General features: G+C 71.9%; 18 protein-coding genes, 1 tRNA gene and 2 pseudogenes. 5 read left to right on the top strand and 16 right to left on the bottom strand.

What is annotated here, in order from left to right:
- Nucleotides 1-258: 258 nt before the first annotated feature.
- From DKT68_RS02320 to DKT68_RS02280, 9 genes are all read right to left on the bottom strand, one after another.
- Entirely contained in the window at nucleotides 259-1,566 is a 1,308-nt protein-coding gene (locus DKT68_RS02320) for a sulfate adenylyltransferase subunit 1 (RefSeq protein WP_109815781.1), read from the bottom strand.
- Nucleotides 1,566-2,477, bottom strand: a complete 912-nt coding sequence (cysD, locus tag DKT68_RS02315; RefSeq protein ID WP_109815780.1) for a sulfate adenylyltransferase subunit CysD — start codon at nucleotides 2,475-2,477, stop codon at nucleotides 1,566-1,568. Before cysD ends, DKT68_RS02320 begins: the two co-directional genes overlap by 1 nt.
- Nucleotides 2,478-2,551: 74 nt before the next feature.
- Nucleotides 2,552-3,382, bottom strand: coding sequence for an inositol monophosphatase family protein (locus DKT68_RS02310; protein ID WP_109815779.1), 831 nt, complete (start codon nucleotides 3,380-3,382; stop codon nucleotides 2,552-2,554).
- A gap of 133 nt (nucleotides 3,383-3,515) precedes the next feature.
- Nucleotides 3,516-4,106 carry an aminoacyl-tRNA hydrolase gene (gene pth, locus DKT68_RS02305; protein WP_109815778.1) on the bottom strand — a complete coding sequence of 197 codons (591 nt, stop codon included), beginning with the start codon at nucleotides 4,104-4,106 and terminating at the stop codon, nucleotides 3,516-3,518.
- A gap of 94 nt (nucleotides 4,107-4,200) precedes the next feature.
- Nucleotides 4,201-4,899, bottom strand: a complete 699-nt coding sequence (locus DKT68_RS02300; RefSeq protein ID WP_109815777.1) for a 50S ribosomal protein L25/general stress protein Ctc — start codon at nucleotides 4,897-4,899, stop codon at nucleotides 4,201-4,203.
- Between the two features lie 307 nt (nucleotides 4,900-5,206).
- Nucleotides 5,207-6,187 (bottom strand): ribose-phosphate diphosphokinase, encoded by a 981-nt coding sequence (locus DKT68_RS02295; RefSeq protein ID WP_109815776.1) that lies wholly within the window; start codon nucleotides 6,185-6,187, stop codon nucleotides 5,207-5,209.
- A 57-nt stretch (nucleotides 6,188-6,244) separates the two neighbouring features.
- A complete protein-coding gene (gene glmU, locus DKT68_RS02290; protein ID WP_109815775.1) occupies nucleotides 6,245-7,777 on the bottom strand; it encodes a bifunctional UDP-N-acetylglucosamine diphosphorylase/glucosamine-1-phosphate N-acetyltransferase GlmU in 1,533 nt (510 codons plus the stop codon).
- 110 nt (nucleotides 7,778-7,887) lie between these two features.
- Nucleotides 7,888-7,959: transfer RNA gene (locus tag DKT68_RS02285), tRNA-Gln, on the bottom strand.
- A gap of 158 nt (nucleotides 7,960-8,117) precedes the next feature.
- Nucleotides 8,118-8,876: an SDR family NAD(P)-dependent oxidoreductase gene (locus DKT68_RS02280; RefSeq protein WP_109815774.1), complete on the bottom strand. Its 759-nt coding sequence runs from the start codon at nucleotides 8,874-8,876 to the stop codon at nucleotides 8,118-8,120.
- 160 nt (nucleotides 8,877-9,036) lie between these two features.
- Between DKT68_RS02280 and DKT68_RS02275 the strand changes: the two genes are divergently transcribed.
- From DKT68_RS02275 to DKT68_RS02265, 3 genes are all read left to right on the top strand, one after another.
- Nucleotides 9,037-9,921 (top strand): AraC family transcriptional regulator, encoded by an 885-nt coding sequence (locus DKT68_RS02275; protein ID WP_109815773.1) that lies wholly within the window; start codon nucleotides 9,037-9,039, stop codon nucleotides 9,919-9,921.
- A gap of 156 nt (nucleotides 9,922-10,077) precedes the next feature.
- A complete protein-coding gene (locus DKT68_RS02270; RefSeq protein ID WP_109815772.1) occupies nucleotides 10,078-11,043 on the top strand; it encodes an acyl-CoA desaturase in 966 nt (321 codons plus the stop codon).
- A 223-nt stretch (nucleotides 11,044-11,266) separates the two neighbouring features.
- Nucleotides 11,267-11,947: a TetR/AcrR family transcriptional regulator gene (locus tag DKT68_RS02265; protein WP_109815782.1), complete on the top strand. Its 681-nt coding sequence runs from the start codon at nucleotides 11,267-11,269 to the stop codon at nucleotides 11,945-11,947.
- Nucleotides 11,948-11,950: 3 nt separating this feature from the next.
- Here the strand turns inward: DKT68_RS02265 and DKT68_RS02260 are convergent, their stop codons facing one another.
- From DKT68_RS02260 to DKT68_RS02235, 6 genes and pseudogenes are all read right to left on the bottom strand, one after another.
- The gene (locus tag DKT68_RS02260; protein WP_109815771.1) at nucleotides 11,951-12,430 is read right to left on the bottom strand and encodes a DUF4383 domain-containing protein; all 480 of its coding nucleotides are present in this window, start codon (nucleotides 12,428-12,430) and stop codon (nucleotides 11,951-11,953) included.
- Nucleotides 12,431-12,641: 211 nt separating this feature from the next.
- On the bottom strand, nucleotides 12,642-13,097 hold the full coding sequence (locus DKT68_RS02255; RefSeq protein WP_109815770.1) for a DUF4383 domain-containing protein: 456 nt from the start codon (nucleotides 13,095-13,097) through the stop codon (nucleotides 12,642-12,644).
- A 101-nt stretch (nucleotides 13,098-13,198) separates the two neighbouring features.
- Nucleotides 13,199-15,007, bottom strand: a complete 1,809-nt coding sequence (locus tag DKT68_RS02250; RefSeq protein ID WP_109815769.1) for an ABC-F family ATP-binding cassette domain-containing protein — start codon at nucleotides 15,005-15,007, stop codon at nucleotides 13,199-13,201.
- Nucleotides 15,008-15,120: 113 nt separating this feature from the next.
- The gene (locus DKT68_RS02245) at nucleotides 15,121-16,071 is read right to left on the bottom strand and encodes a 4-(cytidine 5'-diphospho)-2-C-methyl-D-erythritol kinase (RefSeq protein ID WP_109815768.1); all 951 of its coding nucleotides are present in this window, start codon (nucleotides 16,069-16,071) and stop codon (nucleotides 15,121-15,123) included.
- 119 nt (nucleotides 16,072-16,190) lie between these two features.
- Nucleotides 16,191-16,916: pseudogene (rsmA, locus tag DKT68_RS02240) on the bottom strand (16S rRNA (adenine(1518)-N(6)/adenine(1519)-N(6))-dimethyltransferase RsmA); the annotation flags it as partial.
- Between the two features lie 46 nt (nucleotides 16,917-16,962).
- Nucleotides 16,963-17,862 (bottom strand): TatD family hydrolase, encoded by a 900-nt coding sequence (locus DKT68_RS02235; protein WP_109815767.1) that lies wholly within the window; start codon nucleotides 17,860-17,862, stop codon nucleotides 16,963-16,965.
- Between the two features lie 155 nt (nucleotides 17,863-18,017).
- Between DKT68_RS02235 and DKT68_RS02230 the strand changes: the two genes are divergently transcribed.
- A complete protein-coding gene (locus DKT68_RS02230) occupies nucleotides 18,018-19,265 on the top strand; it encodes a hypothetical protein (RefSeq protein WP_109815766.1) in 1,248 nt (415 codons plus the stop codon).
- A gap of 43 nt (nucleotides 19,266-19,308) precedes the next feature.
- On the opposite strand, the gene metG is transcribed toward DKT68_RS02230, so the two are convergent.
- On the bottom strand, nucleotides 19,309-21,111 hold the full coding sequence (gene metG / locus DKT68_RS02225) for a methionine--tRNA ligase (RefSeq protein WP_109815765.1): 1,803 nt from the start codon (nucleotides 21,109-21,111) through the stop codon (nucleotides 19,309-19,311).
- 159 nt (nucleotides 21,112-21,270) lie between these two features.
- Between metG and DKT68_RS31730 the strand changes: the two are divergent.
- Nucleotides 21,271-21,472, top strand: a pseudogene (locus DKT68_RS31730) (hypothetical protein); the annotation flags it as partial.

The raw sequence follows: 21,472 nt of genomic DNA, 5'->3' as shown, positions 1-21,472 counted from the left end.
GACCGCCGTCGCGCCCAAGGCAAAACCGACCGCGAGATCAAACGCTGCCTCAAACGCTACGTCGCCCGCGAAATCTACCGACGCCTGGAAACCCCACCCCAACCACTTGACGCGGCATAGGAGCGTCCCCACCCCACCCGTCCCACCGAGGTGGGGGAACCCCGGGGGAAATGATCGTGCTCGTTCATGGAAGTAGTGGCCTCGCCCGTCGGGCGAGGCCACTACTTCGTGGATCGAGCGTGCTGCTGCGGGAGCGCGTCAGCTGGCTTCGACGATCATGCCGGCGCCTACCGTGCGGTTGGTGGCCTCGTCGATGATGACGAAACCGCCCGTGGTCCGGTTACGCCGGTACTCGTCGGCCAGCAGCGGCACCGTGGTGCGCAGCCGCACCCGGCCGATCTCGTTCAGCCGCAGCGCATCGGCCGACTCGTCGCGGTGCAGCGAGTTGACGTCCAGCCGGTAGTGCAGCCCGCGCACGATCGCCCGCGCCGAGCGGGTGGTGTGCTTGATCGCGTACCGGCCGCCGACCTGCAACGGGCGGGTCTCGTCCATCCAGCAGACCATCGCCTCGATGTCCTGGGCCACCGCCGGCGCGTTGTTCGGCCGGCAGATCATGTCGCCCCGGGAGATGTCGATCTCGTCGGCCAGCCGTACCGTGACCGACATCGGTGGGAACGCCTCCGCGACCGGCCCGTCGGCGGTCTCCACGGCGGCGATCCGGCTGGTGAAGCCGGACGGCAGCACCATCACCTCGTCGCCCGGCTTGAGCACGCCGGAGGCTACCTGACCGGCGTAGCCGCGGTAGTCGGTGACCGTGGTGGACTGCGGCCGGATCACGTACTGCACCGGGAACCGGACGTCGACCAGGTTGCGGTCGCTGGCGATGTGCACCCGCTCCAGGTGGTGCAGCAGCGAGGGCCCCTCGAACCACGGCATGTTCTCCGACCGGGTGACGATGTTGTCGCCGCGCAGCGCGGAGATCGGCACCACGGTCAGGTCCGGCACGTCGAGTTTCGCGGCGAACGCGGTGAACTCGTCGGCGATGCGCTCGTAGACCTCCTGCGACCAGTCCACCAGGTCCATCTTGTTGACGCAGAGGACCAGGTGCGGCACCCGCAGCAGCGAGCAGAGGAACGCGTGCCGGCGGGACTGCTCGACGAGGCCCTTGCGCGCGTCCACGAGGATCAGTGCCAGGTCGGCGGTCGACGCCCCGGTGACCATGTTGCGGGTGTACTGGATGTGCCCGGGGGTGTCGGCGATGATGAACTTGCGCCGCGGCGTGGCGAAGTAGCGGTACGCCACGTCGATGGTGATGCCCTGCTCCCGCTCGGCGCGCAGACCGTCGGTGAGCAGCGCCAGGTTGGTGTACTCGTCGCCCCGGGCCGCGCTGACCGCCTCCACCGCGGCCAACTGGTCGGTGAAGAGCGACTTGGTGTCGTACAGGAGCCGGCCGATCAGGGTCGACTTGCCGTCGTCCACGCTGCCCGCGGTGGCGAACCGCAGCAGGTCCATCGGCCGGGCCTCGGGCCCGGTGGCGGCGGCCGGGGCCACGATCTCGGTGGTCATCAGAAGTAGCCCTCCCGCTTGCGGTCCTCCATGGCGGCCTCGCTGACCCGGTCGTCACCGCGGGTCGCGCCGCGCTCGGTGATCCGGGTGGCCGCCACCTCCTCGATGACCTTCTCCACGGTGTCCGCGTCGGAGCGGACCGCGGCGGTGCAGGAGGCGTCGCCGACGGTGCGGTAGCGGACCTGCGCCTTAAACCGCTCCTCGCCCGCGCGGGGACGGAAGAACTCGTTGACCGCGTAGAACATCCCGTCCCGCTCGATCACCTCACGCTCGTGCGCGTAGTAGATCGACGGCAGCGGGATGCGTTCCCGGGCGATGTAGTGCCAGACGTCCAGCTCGGTCCAGTTGGACAGCGGGAAGACCCGGATCGACTCGCCCGGATGGTGTCGGCCGTTGTACAGCGACCACAGCTCCGGCCGCTGGTTCTTCGGGTCCCACTGGCCGAACTCGTCACGGAAGCTGAACACCCGCTCCTTGGCCCGGGCCTTCTCCTCGTCCCGGCGGGCGCCACCGAACAGCGCGTCGAAGCGGTGCTTCTCCACCGCGTCGAGCAGCACCGGCGTCTGGATACGGTTGCGCATGCCGTCGCCGGACTCCCGGACCAGCCCGTTGGCCAGGGCCTCCGGCACGCTCGCCACCACGAGCTGCAGCCCCAGCTCGGCGACCCGCTGGTCGCGGTACTCCAGCACCTCGGGGAAGTTGTGCCCGGTGTCGACGTGCATGACGGGGAAGGGGATGTTGGCCGGTGCGAACGCCTTCTGCGCCAGCCGCAGCATGACGATCGAGTCCTTGCCGCCGGAGAAGAGCAGCACCGGGCGTTCCATCTCGGCGACCACCTCGCGCATCACGAAGATGCTCTCCGCCTCCAGGGCGTCCAGGTGGGAGACCCGGTAGGCCGCGGGGGTGGTCATGACGCCGGCTCGATTCGCTCGCTCATGCGATTTCCAGACCTTCCCGGTCGGACATGTCAAGAAGTGCGCTCAGGCTACCCGGAATGCCTCTGCAGCGCTGCAAGCAACCGGGTGGCGAGATCCCTGCGACAGACCAGCAGGTCAGGCAGGCGCGGATCCGCCTCGTTGTATCTCAGCGCAGAACCGTCGATCCGGGAAGCGTGTAGTCCGGTGGCCGTCGCCACAGCCACCGGCGCCGCCGAGTCCCACTCGTACTGCCCACCGGCGTGGATGTACGCGTCCACCTCACCGGTGACCACGGCGGCGATCTTCGCGCCGGCCGAACCCATCGGCACCAGCTTCGCCCCCACGTCCTCGGCCAGGTCGGTGAGGAAGACCGGTGGCCGGCTGCGGCTCGCCGCCAACCGGATCATCCGCGTGCCGGCCGTCGCCGCCTCCACCGTCATCGGCGGGTACGCCGGCGGGTAGTCCGTGCCCAGCACCCGGTGCTGGGCCGGCAACCCCACGGCCCCGGCCACCAGCCCGTGCGGGCTCGGCGCGTTGCGCGCCCAGAGCGCCACGTGCACCGCCCAGTCCGAGCGGCCCTCCTCGGCGAACTCCCGGGTGCCGTCCAACGGGTCGATGATCCACACCCGGTCCGCGGCCAACCGGGACACCGCCTCGGCGTTCACCTCCGCCGCCCAGGCCAGCCGCGACCCCTCGTCCTCCTCGGAGAGCACCGCGTCACCCGGCCGCCACTTCGCCAACTCGGTGCGGATCAGGTCGTGCGACACCTTGTCCCCGGCCGACTTCAGCGCGCCACCGTCCGCGAAACCCAGCTCCGTGCGCAGGTCGAGCAACGCCTGACCGGCCCGGGACGCCAACCACCGGGCGAACGCGCCGTCGATCATCGGAGGACTGCTCATGTGCCCGCTCCCGTCGCCTCGCCGCGACCCGTGCCCGCACGGATCGAACGCCCGACCCGCGTCGACGGTCGCGGCACGCCGAAAGGCGCAGACTACCGGCCCACCAACCCCGATCCGGTACGCCCCGCCCGGCTCAAACCCCGTGGTAGAGGTTCTGGGTCGGCTCCACGCCCTTGGCGATCACCGACTCCACCACATCGGCCGCCCGGTCCACCAGGAAATCCAGCTCCTTGCGCTCCGCTGCGCCGAAATCCGACAGCACGTAGTCCGCCGGGTCCTGCCGGCCCGGCGGCCGGCCCACGCCGAACCGCACCCGGACGTACTCCTTGGTGCCCAGCGACTTCGACATCGAACGCAGGCCGTTGTGCCCGCCCTCGCCACCGCCGCACTTGACCCGCACCTGGCCGTACCCGATGTCCAGCTCGTCGTGCACCGCGATCACCTGCGCCGGCGGCACCTTGTAGAACTGCGCCAGCGCCGCAACCGGCCCGCCGGAGAGATTCATGTACGTCAGCGGCTTCGCCAGTACCAGCTTCGGCCCACCGAAGCCCAGTCGACCCTCGGCCACCTCGGCCACCGCCCGCTTGTGCCGGCCGAACCGCGCGCCGACCCGCCCGGCCAGCAGGTCGGCCACCATGAATCCGACGTTGTGCCGGTTCCCGGCGTACTCCCGGCCCGGGTTGCCCAGGCCGACCACCAGCCACGGCCCCGCCTCGTCCGTCACGACCCGCCCCTCCCGACGTCCGTCACACCGACTCCCGATACGCCGACAGGCGCCCCCGAACGCTCGGGGACGCCTGCCGCACAGTACGAACCGATCAGGCCTCGGCGCGCGCCTCGGTGTTCTCCGCGCCCTCGGGGGCCGGGGCGGCGTCCGCGCCCTCGGAGCCCTCGGTGACCTCGCCGACCCCGGCCTCGGCCTCCTCGGTGGCCTCCTCGACCTCGGGCAGCGTCGACTCGAGCTGCTCGGCGGTCGGCGCCGCGGTCACCGCGGCGACCGTGAGCGTCGGGTCGACGGCCAGCTCGACGCCGGCCGGCAGCCGCACGTCGCCGGCGGTCACCTGGGAGCCCGCCTCCAGGCCCTCGATCGACGCCTCGAGGTGGTCCGGCACCTTGGTGGCGTCGGCGGTCACCGAGAGGGTGTCGTGGTCGTGCACGATCAGGGTGTCGCGGGCGGCCTCGCCGGTCAGCTGGATCGGGACCTCGACGGTGACCTGCTCGCCCCGACGGACCAGGATGAGGTCCACGTGCTCGAAGGTGTCCTTGATCGGGTCACGCTGGATCGCCTTCGGCAGCGCCAGCACCTGCGTGCCGTCGGTGATGTCGATCGCGAAGAGCTGGTTGGCGCCACCCTTGCGGATCGCCGCGGCGAACTCCCGGGACGGCAGCGCGATGTGCTTGGGCTTCTCGCCGTGGCCGTACAGCACGGCGGGCACCTTGCCGGCCCGGCGGGTACGGCGGGCACCACCCTTGCCGAACTCGGTGCGGGGCTCGGCGCTGATCTTTACCTCGGACACGGGGAAACTCCTGATGCTTTCGCTACGGCGGCTTGTCGTCTTGCGGTGCTGGGGCGAGGGGCTCGCTGGGGCTCATGCGTCATGAACGACTGCCCGGAGCACCGCGTCGATGACGGTGCCTCCGTGCGGCGCTTTTTCAGCGGCCCGCCGGGCACCCTCGCCGTGGCAACCGCACCAGTCTACCCGAGCTGATTCCCGGCTTTCCGGCAGTCCCCGTCCACCGCTCGCGCGCGCGTCGGGAAGGGACCCTTCACCCCCGTAGGGCGTCGACAAGGGTCCCTTCCCCGCCCTCAGCGCAGCGCGACGCTCAGCTCAGGCCACCGAAGAGGGTCGTCACCGAGCCGTCGTCGAAGACCTCCCGGATCGCCCGGGCCAGCAGCGGCGCGATCGACAGCACGGTCAGCTTGTCCAGCTGCTTCTCGGGGGTCAACGGCAGCGTGTTGGTCACCACGATCTCGCTGATCGGGCTGTTCTTCAGCCGCTCGGTCGCCGGGTCCGACAGCAGGGCGTGGGTGGACGCGACCAGGATCTCCGCCGCGCCCGACTCCTTGAGGATGTCCGCCGCACCGGTGATCGTGCCACCCGTGTCGATCATGTCGTCGACGATCAGGCAGACCCGACCCTCGACCTCGCCGACCACCCGGTTCGCCACGACCTGGTTGGGCTTCATCGGGTCGCGGGTCTTGTGGATGAACGCCAGCGGGCAGCCGCCCAGTCGGTCGGTCCACCGCTCGGCGACCCGCACCCGGCCCGAGTCCGGTGCCACCACGGTCATCGGGCGGCCGGCGTACTTGTGTTCCACGTACTCGGCCAGGATGTCCATGGCGAAGAGGTGGTCCACCGGGCCGTCGAAGAAGCCCTGGATCTGCGCGGTGTGCAGGTCGACGGTGAGGATGCGGTTGGCACCGGCCGTCTTCAGCAGGTCCGCCACCAGCCGGGCCGAGATCGGCTCCCGACCCCGGTGCTTCTTGTCCTGCCGGGCGTACGGGTAGAACGGCAGCACCACGGTGATCCGCTTGGCCGACCCCCGCTTCAGCGCGTCCACCATGATCAGGGTCTCCATGACCCAGGTGTTCACCCCGTGCGTCACGGACTGCACCACGAAGGCGTCCGAACCACGCACGGAGTCCTTGAACCGTACGAAGATCTCGCCGTTGGCGAACTCGTACGCGTCGGCCGGCGTCGGCGCCACGCCGAGCACCTCACCGATCTCCTTGGCCAGCTCCGGAAAGCCACGTCCGGAAAAGAGCATCAGGCTTTTGCGGTTTTCGGCGACGATGCTGCCCATGGGCCCGTCTGCTCCCGTTTGTCGGTGGTACCCGGCCCGGTGGTGGTGGGTCGGGGACTATTCGGTTGCAGTATCTCCCGTGCCGGAGGCGCCGCCCACCGTCTCTGCCTGCCCGTGCATTGCCTCACTGTCGCTTGCGGAGCCGGCCCCGCCCGACGCACCCTCGGCGTCGCGGGCCCGCTGCGCGGCCTCCGCCGCGGCCGTCCCGGCCCGCCGCTTGACCACCCAGCCCTCGATGTTGCGCTGTCGTGCCCGGGCGACACCCATCGCGCCCGCCGGCACGTCGTCCACGATCACCGAGCCGGCCGCCGTGTACGCGCCGTCGCCCACCTCGACCGGCGCCACGAACATGTTGTCCGCCCCGGTCCGGGCGTGGCTGCCGATGACCGTGCGGTGCTTGTTGACACCGTCGTAGTTCACGAAGACCGAAGCGGCACCGATGTTGCTCTGCTCGCCGATCGTCGCGTCGCCCACGTACGTCAGGTGCGGCACCTTGGAGCCGGCTCCGATCTCCGAGTTCTTCACCTCGACGAACGTGCCGACCTTCGCCTTCTCGGCCAGCCGCGCCGCCGGCCGCAGGTACGCGTACGGCCCGACGCTGGCGCCCGCGCCCACCTCGGCGCCCACCGCGTGGCTGCGCACCACCGATGCGCCGGGGCCGACGATCGTGTCGACCAGCGTGACGTCCGGGCCGACCAGCGCGCCCGTGCCGACCACCGTGCCGCCGAGCAGCTGGGTGTTCTGGTCGACCACCGCGTCGCGGTCCAGCGCCACCGTCACGTCGATCCAGGTGGTCGCCGGGTCCAGCAGGCTCACGCCGGTGCGCATCCACGCCTCGTTGACCCGGTCGCGCAGCAGTCGGCGCAGCGTCGCCAGCTCCACCCGGTCGTTGCAGCCCAACGTCTCCACGTGGTCGACGGCCACGTGCACCGCGACCGGCTCGCCGGCCGAGCGGAGCAGGGCGAAGACGTCGGTCAGGTACTCCTCGCCCTGGTCGTTGTCGGTGGAGAGCTTGCCGAGCGCGTCGCGCAGCCGGGTGGCGTCGAACGCGTAGATGCCGGCGTTGATCTCCCGGATCGCGCGCTGCGTCGCGTCGGCGTCGCGCTCCTCGACGATCTGCTCCAGCCGGCCGTCGGCGTCCCGGACGATCCGCCCGAGGCCGGTCGGGTCGGGCACCTCGGCGGCCAGCACGGTGGCCGCCGCGGCGGCCTCCTCGTGCGCGGTCACCAGCGCGCCCACCGTCTCCGGCCGCAGCAGCGGCACGTCCCCGTTGATCACCACGACCGTGCCGGCGCCGTCCGGAACGGCCTCCAGCGCGATGCGGACGGCGTGCCCGGTGCCGAGCTGCTCGGCCTGGAGCACGGGCGTGGCGTCCGGGGCGACCTCGGTCAGGTGCGCCCGGACCTGGTCGGCCCCGTGTCCCACCACCACGACGGTGCGATCCGCGCCCAGCGGCGCGGCCGCGCTCAGCACGTGGCCGAGCAGGGTCCGGCCGAGCAGCGGGTGCAGCACCTTGGGAAGTGTCGACTTCATCCGCTTGCCCTCACCGGCGGCGAGCACGACGACGGTACGAAGGTGGGGCTGGGGCACGACGTGGCTCCCGTCGGGACGGCGGACACTCTCGCGGCCATGCTAGCCGCGGCGCCCGGCACGTTCCCGCCTTACCCCCGCTGGAACCCAAAACGGACTTAGGGGGGCAGCTCGGCCGCCAGGGTTCGAACCTGAAACACGGGTACCAAAGACCCGGGTGTTGCCAATTACACCACGGCCGATCAGCGACGCGCGCGCGTCACATCGGGGATCGAAATCCCGCGGCTACACCTTAGCGTCCCGACCGCCGTGTTCCACCGCTCATACCGCCGCGCCCGGACGGCCCGCGTCCGCCCGGGCGGGCCGTCCGCACTCCATCCGGGCGACGGGGCAGGGTCGGCTACAGGTTGTACCCGCCGGCGACCTCGATGTTCTGGGCGGTGATCCATCGGCCCTCCTCGCTGAGCAGCGTGGCGATCACCATGCCGATGTCGTCGGGCTCACCCACCCGGCCGAGAGCGGTCTTCGCGGCGAGGAGCGGGATCACCTCGGGGAACCGCTCGAAGGCGTTGTCGGCGAGCCGCGTCCGGGTGGAGCCCGGGGCGACGGAGTTGACCCTGATGCCGCGCCCGCTGAACTCCTTGGCCATGTACCGGGTCAGCACCATGAGGCCGCCCTTCATGGTGGCGTACGCGGAGTAGCCGGGCTCGAGCCCGGAGGCCAGCGCCGAGTTGCTGCTGGTGTTGACGATCGCGCCGCCGTCTGCCAGCAGCGGCAGCAGCGCCTGGGTGAGGAAGAACGGACCCTTGAGCAGCACCCGCACGAACCGGTCGAACAGCTCCTCGGAGGTGTCCTCGAACATCGCCATCTGCGCGAACCCGGCGTTGTTCACCAGGGAGTCGAACGTGTCCTGGTGCCAGGTGTCGCGCAGCGCGGCGACGACCGACGCACGGAAGGCCGGGAAGGTCTCGCTCCGGCCGACGTCCAGCGGCAGTGCGACGGCCCGGCCGCCCTCCTTCTCGATGCTCTCCACGGTCTCCAGCGCTCCGGCGTGGTTGTTGCCGTAGGTCAGGATCACCCCGGACCCGCGCTTGGCGAGCTGGATGGCTGCGCTCTGCCCGATGCCCGAGCTGGCGCCGGTGACGATTGCGACCCGCATGGTTCGCCCACCTGTTCATTCGTGGAGCAGGAACCTGCTCCCGGGGATCTGTACTGATCCCAGAAAACCAGCTTTAGCAGCGGGAACGATAGATCGATGCTCCCTGCCTCTTGCCTGATCCTCTCTTTGTTGGGACTCCGCTCTGGTGTTGAATGGGGGAATGCAGCTCGACGAACTGCGGGCGTTGCTCACCCGCCATGCCCGACCGGACGGCACCACCGCCATCGACGGCGTGCTGATCTCGCAGGCCGAGCGGCCCAACGTGCCGTCGGCGTCGATGTCCGGCACGGTGCTGGCGCTCATCGCGCAGGGCGCGAAGAGGCTCGCGTTGGGCGACCGCGTGTTCGAGTACCGCGCCGGGCAGTACCTCGTCGCCTCGGTCGACCTGCCGGTCACCGGCCATTTCACCGAGGCGAGCCGCGACCGGCCGGCGCTCGGGTTCGGGCTCACACTGCAGCCGGCCGCCATCGCCGAGCTGCTGCTGCAGGCCGGAGCGGACATGCGCCGGAGCGGCGGCGGGCTGCCCGGCATCGCCGTCAGCGACGCCTCGGACGAGCTGCTCGACGCCGTGATCCGGCTGGTACGCCTCCTCGACCAGCCGCGCGACCTCCCGGTGCTCGCACCCCTCACCATCCGGGAGATCCTCTGGCGACTGATCACCGGCGAGCAGGGCGCCATCGTCCGCCAGCTCGGTCTCGCTGACAGCAGCCTCTCCCACATCGCCCATGCGGTCCGCTGGATCCGCGGCCACTACCGGCAGTCCTTCCGCGTGGAGGACGTGGCCCGGCTGTCCGGAATGAGCGTGTCCGCCTTCTACCGCCACTTCCAGGCCGTCACGGCGATGAGCCCGATCCAGTTCCAGAAGCAGATCCGGCTCCAGGAAGCCCGACTGCTGCTCGCCACCAACCCCACCGACGTCACCGGCGTCGGTCAACGGGTCGGCTACGACAGCCCGTCACAGTTCAGCCGGGAGTACCGCCGCCAGTTCGGCACACCGCCGAGCCTCGATGCCGCCCGCCTGAACGCCGCCCCTTCCCTGCCGTGAGGCATCGACCCGCGCACCGCCGACCAGTGCCCTGACCTGCGTGTCAGCAGGCCGTACGAGGGCCTTCGGAAACTTCGCCGTGCGATCTACGGTGCCGTAAGTTACGGTGACGTAGGCGTAGCTTCGTACGCGTTTCCGTCCCCTCTGCGAGGTGCCATGTCCACCGGTCTTCTCGAATCCACCACCGCCACTCCCGGCCCGAAACCCCTCACCGACGGCAGCCAGTCCCCCGGGATCCTGGCCGCCCTCTGGGCCTTCGTCGTGATCCCCTTCGTCGCCCTGCTGGTCGCCGTGCCGATGGCCTGGGGCGGCTGGCTGGGCTGGACCGACGTGGCCATCGGCCTGGTCTGGTACGTGGTCTCCGGGCTCGGCATCACGGTCGGCTTCCACCGCTACTTCACGCACGGCTCGTTCAAGGCCAAGCGGTGGCTGCGCGTGACGCTGGCGGTCGCCGGTTCGCTGGCGGTGCAGGGCGAGATCATCCAGTGGGTGGCCGACCACCGGCGGCATCACGCGTTCTCCGACCTGGAGGGTGACCCGCACTCGCCGTGGCGGTTCGGCACCAGCCTCTGGGCGCTGACCCGGGGCCTGTTCCACGCGCACGTGGGGTGGCTGTTCCGCCGCGAGCTGTCCAACCGTGACCGCTTCGCCCCGGACCTGATCGCCGACCGCGACATCAACCGCGTGGACCGGCTCTTCCCGATGCTGGTGGCCATCTCGCTGCTCGGCCCGGCGCTGATCGGCGGCCTGGTGACCTGGTCCTGGCAGGGCGCGCTGACCGCGTTCTTCTGGGCCGGGCTGGTCCGGATCGGCCTGCTGCACCACGTCACCTGGGCGATCAACTCGGTCTGCCACGTCTATGGTGAGCGCCCGTTCGCGATGCGCCAGGGCGACCGCGCGTCGAACTTCTGGCCGCTGGCGATCCTGTCGTTCGGCGAGAGCTGGCACAACCTGCACCACGCCGACCCGACCAGCGCCCGGCACGGCGTGCTGCGCGGCCAGGTGGACATCTCCGCCCGGGTGATCTGGCTGTTCGAGAAGTTCGGCGCGGCGTCACAGGTGCGGTGGCCGAAGCCCGAGCGCCTCGCGGCAAAGCTGGTGAAGCCTGTCGCACCCCGGTAAACCGGGCGGTGCTCCGGGAGGCCGCCTGGCAGGATGGCCGGATGACCGAGCGACGCGGGGGGACCGGACGGCTCGGCCGACGGGGAGCCGGGCCCGATCCGGGTACGGTCGGACGGCGCGGGTGGGCGATCGGACCGCCCGCCAGTGAGGCGACGACGTGAACGGGCACAGCGGAGGCACCATCCCACGGCAGGGCGTCACCGAGCGCCAGCGAGGCGGCGACATGCCCGAGGCAAGCGAGGGTGCCGGCGCGCGGCGTACGGCGCCGGCTCCGCCGCCCAAACCCACCTCCCGGGTCCGCATGTCCGCGGCCCAGCGGCGGGAGCAGTTGATCGCGATCGGGCGGCAACTCTTCGCCGAGCGCGGTTTCGACGCCACCTCGATCGAGGAGGTGGCACTCCGCGCCAAGGTCTCCAAGCCGGTGGTGTACGAGCACTTCGGCGGCAAGGAGGGGCTCTACGCGGTGGTGGTGGACCGGGAGGTCCGGGCACTGCTGGACCGGATCACCACGGCGCTGACCGCCGGGCATCCGCGGGAGTTGCTGGAGCAGGCGGCGATGGCCCTGCTGGGCTACATCGAGGAGGAGACCAGCGGCTTCCGTGTGCTGGTCCGCGAGTCACCGGTGATGTCCGCGACGGCCAACTTCAGCAGCGTGATGAACGACGTGGCACACCAGGTCGAGCACATCCTGGGCGCCGAGTTCAAGAACCGCGGGTACGACCCGAAGCTGGCCGAGCTGTACTCGCAGGCGCTGGTGGGCATGGTGGCGCTGACCGGCCGCTGGTGGCTGGAGGTGCGCAAGCCCCGTAAGGAAGTCGTGGCGGCGCACCTGGTCAACCTGGCGTGGAACGGGTTGTCGCACCTGGAGGCGAAGCCGACGCTGATCACCGCCCGCCGCCGCTGACGGTCAGCGGCGGAGGTGCTCCTCGGCCACCGGGTGGCTGCGGTTTCGCCGTTCCGCCTCGGCGTGCTCCTCGGGGCCGACCTTGTCGTACAGGCCGGTGCCGAGCAGGACCAGGCCGAACAGCATCGACACGACCACGGTCGACATCGAGAAGTTCAGAAAGTTGGCCTCGGTCTGCAGCACGGCCATCATCAGGATGCTCGTCGCCAGGAACACCACCCCGGCGGTGAGGTTCATGTAGTGGCCGAGGTTGCTGCGCCGGGACGCCCCGATGATCAGGACGATTCCGAAGACCACCGAGGCGAGCGAGAAGGCCAGGTTGGTGCGCAGCCCGAGCACCCAGTGGCTGCCCCGGCCGAAGAGTGGGTCGCCGATCGTCTGGGCGACGCCCCACACGCCGAAGACCAGGATGTACACGCCGATCAGGCCGGACAGGACCCGGTAGAGGGACCGTGCCGGATGGTTCACCGGAAAGTGCGGCATGCCCTGATCCCCCATCCGAGTGTCGCCTTCGCGGTGATTGTCACTCGAATCGGCCGGACGCGCTCGGCAAACCGGCAAAGGCCGCCACGGTGGCCGCAGGCCGAACCACCACAGGTTGTCGCCGGAGCCCGAGCCGCGCAGCGGTCGAGCCTGACCGACCGCGGCAGCTCGGGCTCCGGCGAGAACCCACCAGCGAAACCCCGCGAAGAGGTCAGAGCACGAGTCGGGCCTTCTTCCAGGCCTCCGACTCATCCTCGGTGCCGACCTTGCCGTACATGCCGACCATGAGCAGCACCAGCGCGGCCAGCATCACCACGATCACCGTGGTGATGCTGAAGTTGAAGATGTTGGCATCGGTCTGGATGAACGCCAGGCCGGCGAGGCTGATCACCATCAGGGCGTACGCCAGCCACTGGTTGATCGCCACGTCGATGTTGCGACCGAGCGCGGTGCCAGCCAGGACGAGGAGCCCGAGCAGCACGCACAGCAGCGAGAAGCCGAGGTTGGTGCCCTGGCCGAGGACCCGGGTGTCGTCCTGCGCGAGGACCTCGTTGCCGGCGCTCTCGATGATGCCGAGCACACCGAAGACCACCAGGTACAGACCGGTCAGCCCGCCGATCGCCCGGTAGATCGGCCGCGCGGGGTGGTTGACGGGGGTGTGGGCCATGTCTGAGTCTCCAACGCGTGGGGTGAGGTGTCGCGGACGATTGTCCCGCATGTGGTGGTGTGACGCCGCACACGGTCCCCGCGCCGGCGCGCCCGGCCCGGTCAGCTCTCGGGCAGGTCCTCCGCGAGCGTCATCCAGGTCTCCTCGATCCGCTCCCGCTCGGCGCGCAGATCCTTGAGCTGCGTGTCCAACTCGGCGACCCGGGCGTAGTCGGTGGCGTCGGCGGCGAGCTGATCGAGCAGCGTCGCCTCGCGCTGGTCGAGCTTGCCGAGCTGGCGTTCCAGCCGGGTCAGCTCCTTGCGTGCCTGGCGGACCTCCGCGGCGGACATGCCGCTCGCGGTGGCGCCGCTCGGCGTGGTGGCGGTGGCGGTGCCGCCAGCCCGGGAGGGGCCCGCCCGCTCTGCGGTCCGGGCGAGGTACTCGTCGACGCCGCCGGGCAGGTGCACCAGCCGGCCGTCACCGAACATCCCGTACGCGGTGTCGGTGACCCGCTCGATCAGGTAGCGGTCGTGGCTCGCCACGATGATCGTGCCGGGCCAGGAGTCGAGCAGGTCCTCCAGCGCGGCCAGGGTGTCGGTGTCCAGGTCGTTCGTGGGCTCGTCGAAGAGCAGCACGTTGGGCTCGCCGGCGAGCAGCCGCAGCATCTGCAGCCGGCGGCGCTCCCCGCCGGAGAGGTCGCTGACCGGCGTCCACAGCCGGCGGTCGTCGAAGCCGAAGACCTCGGCGAGCTGGGAGGCGGAGACCTCGCGGTCGCCGAGCTGGACCCGGCGGGCGACCTCCTCGACGGCTTCGAGCACCCGCAGGTGCCCGGGCAGCTCGGCCAGCTCCTGCGAGAGGAACGCCGGCCGCACGGTGGAGCCGGTGCCGAGGCGGCCACCGTCGGGGCGGGTGATGCCGGCGAGCATCCGCAGCAGCGTGGTCTTGCCGGCGCCGTTGGCACCGAGGATGGCGATCCGGTCGCCGGGCCCGACCTGCCAGGTGACGCCGCGCAGGATCTCCTTGGGGCCGGCGTGTAGCTCCACGTGCTCCAGGTCGTACACCTGCTTGCCGAGCCGGGAGGTGGCCATCCGTTGCAGCGACATGGTGTCGCGCGCCGGCGGCACGTCGGCGATCAAGGCGTTGGCGGCGTCGATGCGGAACTGGGGCTTCGAGGTGCGGGCCGGCGGGCCGCGGCGCAGCCAGGCGATCTCCTTGCGGAGCAGGTTCTGCCGTCGGGCCTCGGTGGCGGCGGCGACGCGCTCGCGCTCCGCACGGGCCAGGGTCCACGCGGCGAAGCCGCCCTCGTAGGCGCGGACGGTCTGGTCGGCGACCTCCCAGGTGGTGGTGCAGACCGCGTCCAGGAACCACCGGTCGTGCGTGACCACGACGAGGGCGCCCTTGCGGCCGACCAGGTGCCGGGCCAGCCAGTCGACGCCGCCGACGTCGAGGTGGTTCGTCGGCTCGTCGAGGATGAGCAGGTCGGAGTCGCGGACGAGCAGCGCGGCGAGCGCCACCCGGCGCCGTTCGCCACCGGACATCGGGCCGACCGGCTGGTCGAGGCCGAGGTGCGGCATGCCGAGGCCGTCGAGGATCGCGCGCACCCCGGCGTCGCCGGCCCACTCGTGCTCGGCGCCCATGCTCTGGCCGAGCCAGGCGGTGCCGAGCACGACGTCCCGGACGGTGGCCTCGGGGGTGAGGGTGAGCTGCTGCGGCAGCCAGAGCACGCGCAGGTCCCGACGGTGGGTGGCCCGGCCGTCGTCGGGCTCCTCCTGCTTGGTGAGCAGCCGCAGCAGGGTGGACTTGCCGGCGCCGTTGAGGCCGACCACGCCGATCCGGTCGGCGTCGTCCAAGCCGAGCGAGACGTCCGTGAGCAGCTGCCCGGCGGCCCCGTACCCCTTGGACACCCGGTCCAGGTTGACGATGTTGGCCACGCTCCCACCCTTCATGATCAAGGCGTCCCGGTGCCGGAGGGCACCTGGACGCCTGACCCAAGGGTACGCGGACCCGCCGGCCGTCCGCGCCGCGCGCCCGCCGCTAAGCGGAGTCAGCCGACGCGGGCACCGGCGACCGGGCCGTGCGCGACCCGGACCTCCCGGCACACGCCCGCGGAGGTCAGCCCGGCGGCGACCCGCTCGGCGTCGGCCGCGTCGGCGGCGAGGAACACGCAGGTCGGGCCGGAGCCGGAGACGATGCCCGCCAGCGCGCCGGCCGCCTCGCCGGCCTTCAGGGTGTCGGCCAGCGCCGGGCGCATGGCCAGCGCGGCGTCCTGGAGATCGTTGCCGAGCGTACGGGCGAGCACCCGAGGGTCACGCTGACGCAGCGCGCCCAGCAGCGCGTCGGTGCTGCCCAGCGGGGCACCGGCGGTGCCGGCCTTGCGGAGCCGGTCCAACTCGCGGTAGGCGGCCGGGGTGGACAGGCCAACGTCGGCGATGGCCACGACCCAGTGCCAGGAGGTGGGGCGGACGAGCACGGGGCTGACCGCCTCGCCCCGGCCGGTGCCCAGCGCGGTGCCGCCGTAGATCAGGAACGGAACGTCGGAGCCCAGGTCGGCGGCGATGCCGGCCAGCTCGTCGCGGGACAGCCCGGTGCCCCAGAGCGCGTCGCAGGCGACCAGCGCGGCGGCGGCGTCGGCGCTGCCGCCGGCCAGGCCACCGGCGAGCGGGATCTGCTTGCGCAGGTGCAGGCGCGCGTGTGGCAGCACCCCGGCGTACCCGGCGAGGGCGTGCGCGGCCCGGATCACCAGGTTGGTGTCGTCGAGCGCCAGCTCACCGGTGCCCTCGCCCTCCATCGTCAGGGCGAGCGTGTCGCCCCGGCGGGCGGTCAGCTCGTCGTAGATCGAGATGGCGTGGTAGACGGTGTTCAGCTCGTGGTAGCCGTCACGGCGCAGCGGACCCACCCCGAGGTGCAGGTTGACCTTCGCGGGCACCCGGACCTTCACCGGCCCGCTGGCACCGCGCCGCTCGTCCTCGCCGTCCGGTCGCCAGGCCTCGGTCACCGGACGCTGTCCCGCACGCGCAGACGGATGTCGAACGGCTTGGTCACGATCAGCTCCTCGGCGTGGTCGGCACTCGCCCGTACAGCCTCCTCGGCGGGCACCGCGCCAGCCTACTGGGCGGCCGGCGCGGTGCGCAGGGTCTTCCGGCGCTGCGCGAACGCCGCGTCCACCACGGCGAAGACCCGTTCCCGGGGTACGTCACCACGGGGCGGTTCGCGGCGGGTGAAGGCGACCAGGCCGGAGTCGACGTTGGGCACCGGCCAGAACACGTTCGGCGGCACCCGACCGGCGCCCCGGGCCGCGGCGTACCAGGCGAGCTTGACCGACGGGATGCCGTACACCTTGGAGCCGGGACCGGCGACCAGCCGGTCGGCGACCTCCTTCTGCACCATCACCAGGCCCTTGCGCAGGCTGGGCAGCTCGGCGAGCAGGTGCAGCACGACGGGCACCGCCACGTTGTAGGGCAGGTTCGCCACCAGGGCGGTCGGTGGTGGGTCGGCCAGCTCGGCGGCGCCGACGCGCAGCGCGTCGGCGCGGTGCACGGTGAGCCGCCCGGCGTCCGCGCCGGCGTGCCGGGCGGCGGTCTCCGGCAGCGCCCCGGCGAGCACCGGGTCGATCTCCACGGCGTGCACGTGCCCCGCGACGGGCAGCAGCCCCAGGGTGAGCGAGCCGAGCCCGGGGCCGACCTCCAGGGCCACGTCGTCGGGGGTCAGCCCGGCGGCGGTGACGATCCGGCGCACGGTGTTCGGGTCGTGCACGAAGTTCTGGCCCAGCTTCTTGGTGGGCGCGACGCCCAGCCGGGCGGCGAGCTCCCGGATCTCCGCCGGGCCGAGGAGACCGGTCATGCCTGGCAGCGTAGCGGCGGCGTCGGGGCCGACCGTCGGGCCGGGCTCACCACGGGCCGAAGACCCGGTCGCCGGTGGCGGAAATGGCCGCGCACAGCTCGTCCAGGTCGGTGCCGGTGGTCGCGGCCAGCGAGCGGACGGTGAGCGGAATCAGGTACGAGGCGTTCGGCCGGCCGCGGTGCGGCGTCGGGGTGAGGTAGGGGGCGTCGGTCTCCACCAGGATCTGGTCCACCGGGGTGAGCGCGGCGGCCTCGCGCAGCGCGGTGGCGCTGCCGAAGGTGACGGTGCCGGCGAAGCTGAGCAGGTAGCCGCGGCGGACGCACTCGCGCGCGAAGTCGGCGTCGCCGGAGAAGCAGTGCAGCACCACGGTGTCCGGGGCGCCCTCGTCGTCGAGGATCCGCAGCACGTCGGCGTGCGCGTCCCGGTCGTGGATCACCAGCGCGCGGCCGTACCGCTTAGCGATGGCGATGTGCGCCCGGAAGCTCTCCTCCTGCGCGGCGCGCCCCTCCTCGCCGGTACGGAAGAAGTCCATTCCGGTCTCGCCGATCCCCCGGACCCGGTCACGGGCGGCGAGCGACTCGATCTCCCGCAGCGCCTCGTCGAGGTCGGCCAGCCGGGGCGCCTCGTTGGGGTGCAGCGCCACCGTGGCCAGCACGGCCGGATGCCGGTCGGCCGTGTCCGCGCCCCACCGTGAGGAGGTGACGTCCACACCGACCTGGACGAGCCGGTCCACGCCGACCTTGGCGGCCAGGTCGATCACCACGGCGACCGGATCGTCGGCCGGCCCGCCGCCGGGTACGCCGGCCTCGCTCACGGTGATGTCCAGGTGGGTGTGGCTGTCCAGCACCGGCCGGGGCAGCGGCTCGGGGGCGGGTGGGAACTCTCCGGCCCGCCGCGCGGCACGCTCCCGGCGGGATTCAGTGGGCTCGCTCATCAGCGACAGCATCACACACCGGGGCTGTCCACCCGCCCGCCACCCGGCGTTCACCTTGACTACGCCGCGCGACTCTACCGTCGCTGCGTGAGCGAGCGCAGCGAGCGAACCGTGGGGCACAGCAGCGTGGCGCCTCGCGCCGCTGCCGAGCGGAGCGAGGCGGCGGCGTGAGTGTCACCCCCCACGCCAGCGGCGCCGCCAGCGAACGTACCGGGCTCCGTGTGGCGTTCGGCGGGGGCGTCTACCCGGCCGAGGAGATCGCCCGGGGCGCGGCGTACGAGCTGTTCAGCAGCGACGAGGTGGCCGGTTTCGAGTGGGCTCCCCGGCCGGGCAGCGCCCTGCCGTGGCGCCGGTTCGCGCACGTCACCGAGGTGACCGCGGTGCACGGCGCGGCGGAGCCGGCCGAGGAGCCGGAGACGCCGCTGATGATGCCGGCGCACCGGGAGCGGGGTTGGGCCCATCTGCACCAGCTCAGCCAGCAGCCGGCCGCAGCGGGTGACCGGATGCTGGCGGCCGCGCGCGCGTCGGCGGTGGTCCGGCGGGGCACCCGGATGGTGAAGGTGCTCTCCCCCCGGCAGCTCGCCGGATACGTGCGGGGGTGGCTGCCGCACGGCTTCTGCTACCGGGAGCACGACGTGGCGCACCTGCGTACGCCGGCGGCGACCACGGTGCTGCGCAGCGACGGCGAGGTCGGCCGGGACGGCCTGGACGTGGCGTACGCCCTGCGCTGGGGGGCTGCCGACCCGGGCGACTACGACGTGCCGGTGGGCGAGGCGCACCGGGGCCTGACCGCGCTGGCGCCCCGGGACCGGCTGGGCCCCCCGGTGCTGGGCACGGGTTTCGTGCCGAGCAACGGCCAGCTCATCCCGGAGTTCATCACCCGGGACTTCGCCGACCTGCCGATGCCGGCGAACGCCGCCCTGCTCGCCTACCCGGCGGAGGGGGTGGAGGTGGTGCTCTACACCTACCAGGCCGAGCAGCGCGGCTGGCTGCGGATGGTGGGCCCGCAGTGGCGGCATTTGCTGTCGGCGGTGCCGGGTCTCTCCCCCGACCAGGAGTACCTGCCGACCGGGGACTCGCCGCGCTCCACCCAGCTGGTCGGCGTGCACGGCGACGGCGAGTACGAGGCGGTGGCGGACCTGCCCGGCGGGTTCCGGGTGCTGGCGATGACCCGGGCGGCCCGCTACCCGGTGGAGGCGGTGGCCCGGCGGGTCCGGTTCGCGCAGTGGCGGGGCGTGCCGTGCCTGGTGCTGCGGGAGGAGGCCGGTTGGCTGCGGTTGCGGCTGCGCCACCCGGACCCGGACGCGGTGGTGGCCACCGGGGCGCAGTGCCACGATCGCGGCGTCTACGAGACCTGGGCGCCGGGCGCAGAGGTCACCGGCGACCAGGTGATGGACGCCCGGTACGCGATGTGACGCCGCGCGGCGGTGGACCCCCCCGCCGCGCGGCCTCGTACGCTCAGCCGGCCAGTCGGGCCAGCTCCTCGTCGACGATCGACGGGTCGAGCTTGCGGAACACCGGCTTCGGCGCGGCCAGCGGGCGGCCCGCCTCCAGCGGCACCGACTCCCAGCGCGCGCCGACCGTGTAGTCCCCGGTCAGCACCGGGTACGCCGGCCCGCCGTCCAGGTCGTCGACCTGCTCGATGACCGGCATCGGCGCGTGCACGCCGGTGCCGCCGAGCAGCTCGTGCACCTGCTGCGCGGAGTGTGGCAGGAACGGGGTGAGCAGCGTGTTGGCGTCGCTGATCACCTGAAGGGCGACGTGCAGGACGGTGCCCATCCGGGGCTTGTCCGCCTCGCCCTTGAGCTTCCACGGCGCCTGCTCGGAGAGGTACTTGTTGGCCTCGGCGACCACCTTCATGGCCTCGCCGATCGCCTGCTTCTGCCGGTGCCGGCCGATCAGGTCGCCGACCGTGGCGAAGCCGGCCCGGGCCACCGCGAGCAGCGCCTCGTCAGCCTCGGTGAGCCCGGCGGGGTCGACGGGCGGGATCGCGCCGAAGTTCTTCGCCGCCATCGAGATCGACCGGTTGACCAGGTTGCCCCAGCCGGCGACCAGCTCGTCGTTGTTGCGGCGGAGGAACTCGGCCCAGGTGAAGTCCGTGTCGTTGCTCTCCGGGCCGGCGGCGGCGATGAAGTAGCGCAGCGCGTCGGCGTCGTAGCGCTCCAGGAAGTCGCGGACGTAGATGACCACCTTGCGGGACGACGAGAACTTGCGCCCCTCCATGGTCAGGTACTCGCTGGAGACGACCTCGGTGGGCAGGTTGAGCCGGCCCAGCTCGCCCGGCTCTCCGTCGCGGGAGCCCTCACCGGAGTATCCGGAGAGCAGCGCCGGCCAGATGACCGAGTGGAAGACGATGTTGTCCTTGCCCATGAAGTAGTAGGCGCGGGCGTCCTTGCCCTCCCCGTCGGTGGACCACCACCGGCGCCACGCCTCTGGGTCACCGGAGCGGCGGGCCCACTCGATCGAGGCGGACAGGTAGCCGATCACGGCGTCGAACCAGACGTAGATGCGCTTGTCCGGCCGGTCCCGCCAGCCGTCCAGCGGGATCGGCACGCCCCACTCCAGGTCGCGGGTGATCGCCCGGGGCTGGAGGTCGTCGAGCAGGTTGCGGGAGAACCGCAGCACGTTGGGCCGCCACCCCTCCCGGGTGTCCAGCCACTGCCGCAGCACGTCGGCCAGGGCGGGCAGGTCCAGGAAGAAGTGCTCGGTCTCGACGAACTTCGGGGTCTCCCCGTTGATCCGCGACTTCGGGTCGATCAGGTCGATCGGGTCGAGCTGGTTGCCGCAGTTGTCGCACTGGTCACCACGGGCGCTGTCGTAACCGCAGATCGGGCAGGTGCCCTCGATGTACCGGTCGGGCAGCGTGCGCCCGGTGGACGGGGAGATCGCGCCCATCGTGGTCTTCGGCACGATGTAGCCGTTGCGGTACATCCCCTCGAACAGCTCCTGCACCACGGCGTAGTGGTTGCGGGTGGTGGTGCGGGTGAACAGGTCGTAGGAGAGCCCGAGGCCGTGCAGGTCCTCGACGATCACCCTGTTGTACCGGTCGGCCAGCTCGCGGGGGGTGACCCCGTCGGCGTCGGCCTGCACCTGGATGGGGGTGCCGTGCTCGTCGGTGCCCGAGACCATGAGCACGTCGTGGCCGGCCATCCGCATGTACCGGGCGAAGACGTCGGAGGGAACGCCGAAACCGGAGACGTGGCCGATGTGGCGGGGGCCGTTGGCGTACGGCCAGGCCACTGCCGCGAGAACGTGACTCATGAGCAGCAAGCCTAGTGACCCGTCCGGGCCGGCCGCGAACCAATAGGGGGTGCCGGGCCGGCGGACCGGGCCAACCACCCCAGCCAATGGTCCGATTTGTCGCCGACACACCCCCCGAGCTGCCCTGTCCGCCTCGGGGACCGGTGTGCAATGAACGTCGTGACTGGCAGACGAGCGGCCCGGGACCACGACGAGCGTCCCTCCGGGCCCCCGGTTGGCGACGACCCCGCCCCCGGGTCCGGTGGGCCCCGGGGTGGATCGGTCGCGCCCCAGCCCCGGCTGGTGCCCGGCGCCGACCCGAGCCGCGCCCCGGACGACGCCACGCCCCGACCGACCGTCGCCCCGCGAACCGGCCTCCGCC

This window comes from Micromonospora acroterricola, assembly GCF_003172955.1.
GTDB classification, from domain to species: Bacteria; Actinomycetota; Actinomycetes; order Mycobacteriales; family Micromonosporaceae; genus Micromonospora; species Micromonospora acroterricola.
Note: the sequence above shows the minus strand (reverse complement) of the source record. Positions and strands in the feature narration are given on the sequence as shown.

Coding starts and splice junctions, on each gene's coding strand:
- DKT68_RS02320 (WP_109815781.1), bottom strand. CDS start 1,566: ATGACCACCGAGATCGTGGCCCCGGCCGCCGCCACCGGGCCCGAGGCC.
- cysD (WP_109815780.1), bottom strand. CDS start 2,477: ATGACCACCCCCGCGGCCTACCGGGTCTCCCACCTGGACGCCCTGGAG.
- DKT68_RS02310 (WP_109815779.1), bottom strand. CDS start 3,382: ATGAGCAGTCCTCCGATGATCGACGGCGCGTTCGCCCGGTGGTTGGCG.
- DKT68_RS02295 (WP_109815776.1), bottom strand. CDS start 6,187: ATGGGCAGCATCGTCGCCGAAAACCGCAAAAGCCTGATGCTCTTTTCC.
- DKT68_RS02280 (WP_109815774.1), bottom strand. CDS start 8,876: ATGCGGGTCGCAATCGTCACCGGCGCCAGCTCGGGCATCGGGCAGAGC.
- DKT68_RS02275 (WP_109815773.1), top strand. CDS start 9,037: ATGCAGCTCGACGAACTGCGGGCGTTGCTCACCCGCCATGCCCGACCG.
- DKT68_RS02270 (WP_109815772.1), top strand. CDS start 10,078: ATGTCCACCGGTCTTCTCGAATCCACCACCGCCACTCCCGGCCCGAAA.
- DKT68_RS02265 (WP_109815782.1), top strand. CDS start 11,267: ATGCCCGAGGCAAGCGAGGGTGCCGGCGCGCGGCGTACGGCGCCGGCT.
- DKT68_RS02260 (WP_109815771.1), bottom strand. CDS start 12,430: ATGCCGCACTTTCCGGTGAACCATCCGGCACGGTCCCTCTACCGGGTC.
- DKT68_RS02255 (WP_109815770.1), bottom strand. CDS start 13,097: ATGGCCCACACCCCCGTCAACCACCCCGCGCGGCCGATCTACCGGGCG.
- DKT68_RS02235 (WP_109815767.1), bottom strand. CDS start 17,862: ATGCTGTCGCTGATGAGCGAGCCCACTGAATCCCGCCGGGAGCGTGCC.
- metG (WP_109815765.1), bottom strand. CDS start 21,111: ATGAGTCACGTTCTCGCGGCAGTGGCCTGGCCGTACGCCAACGGCCCC.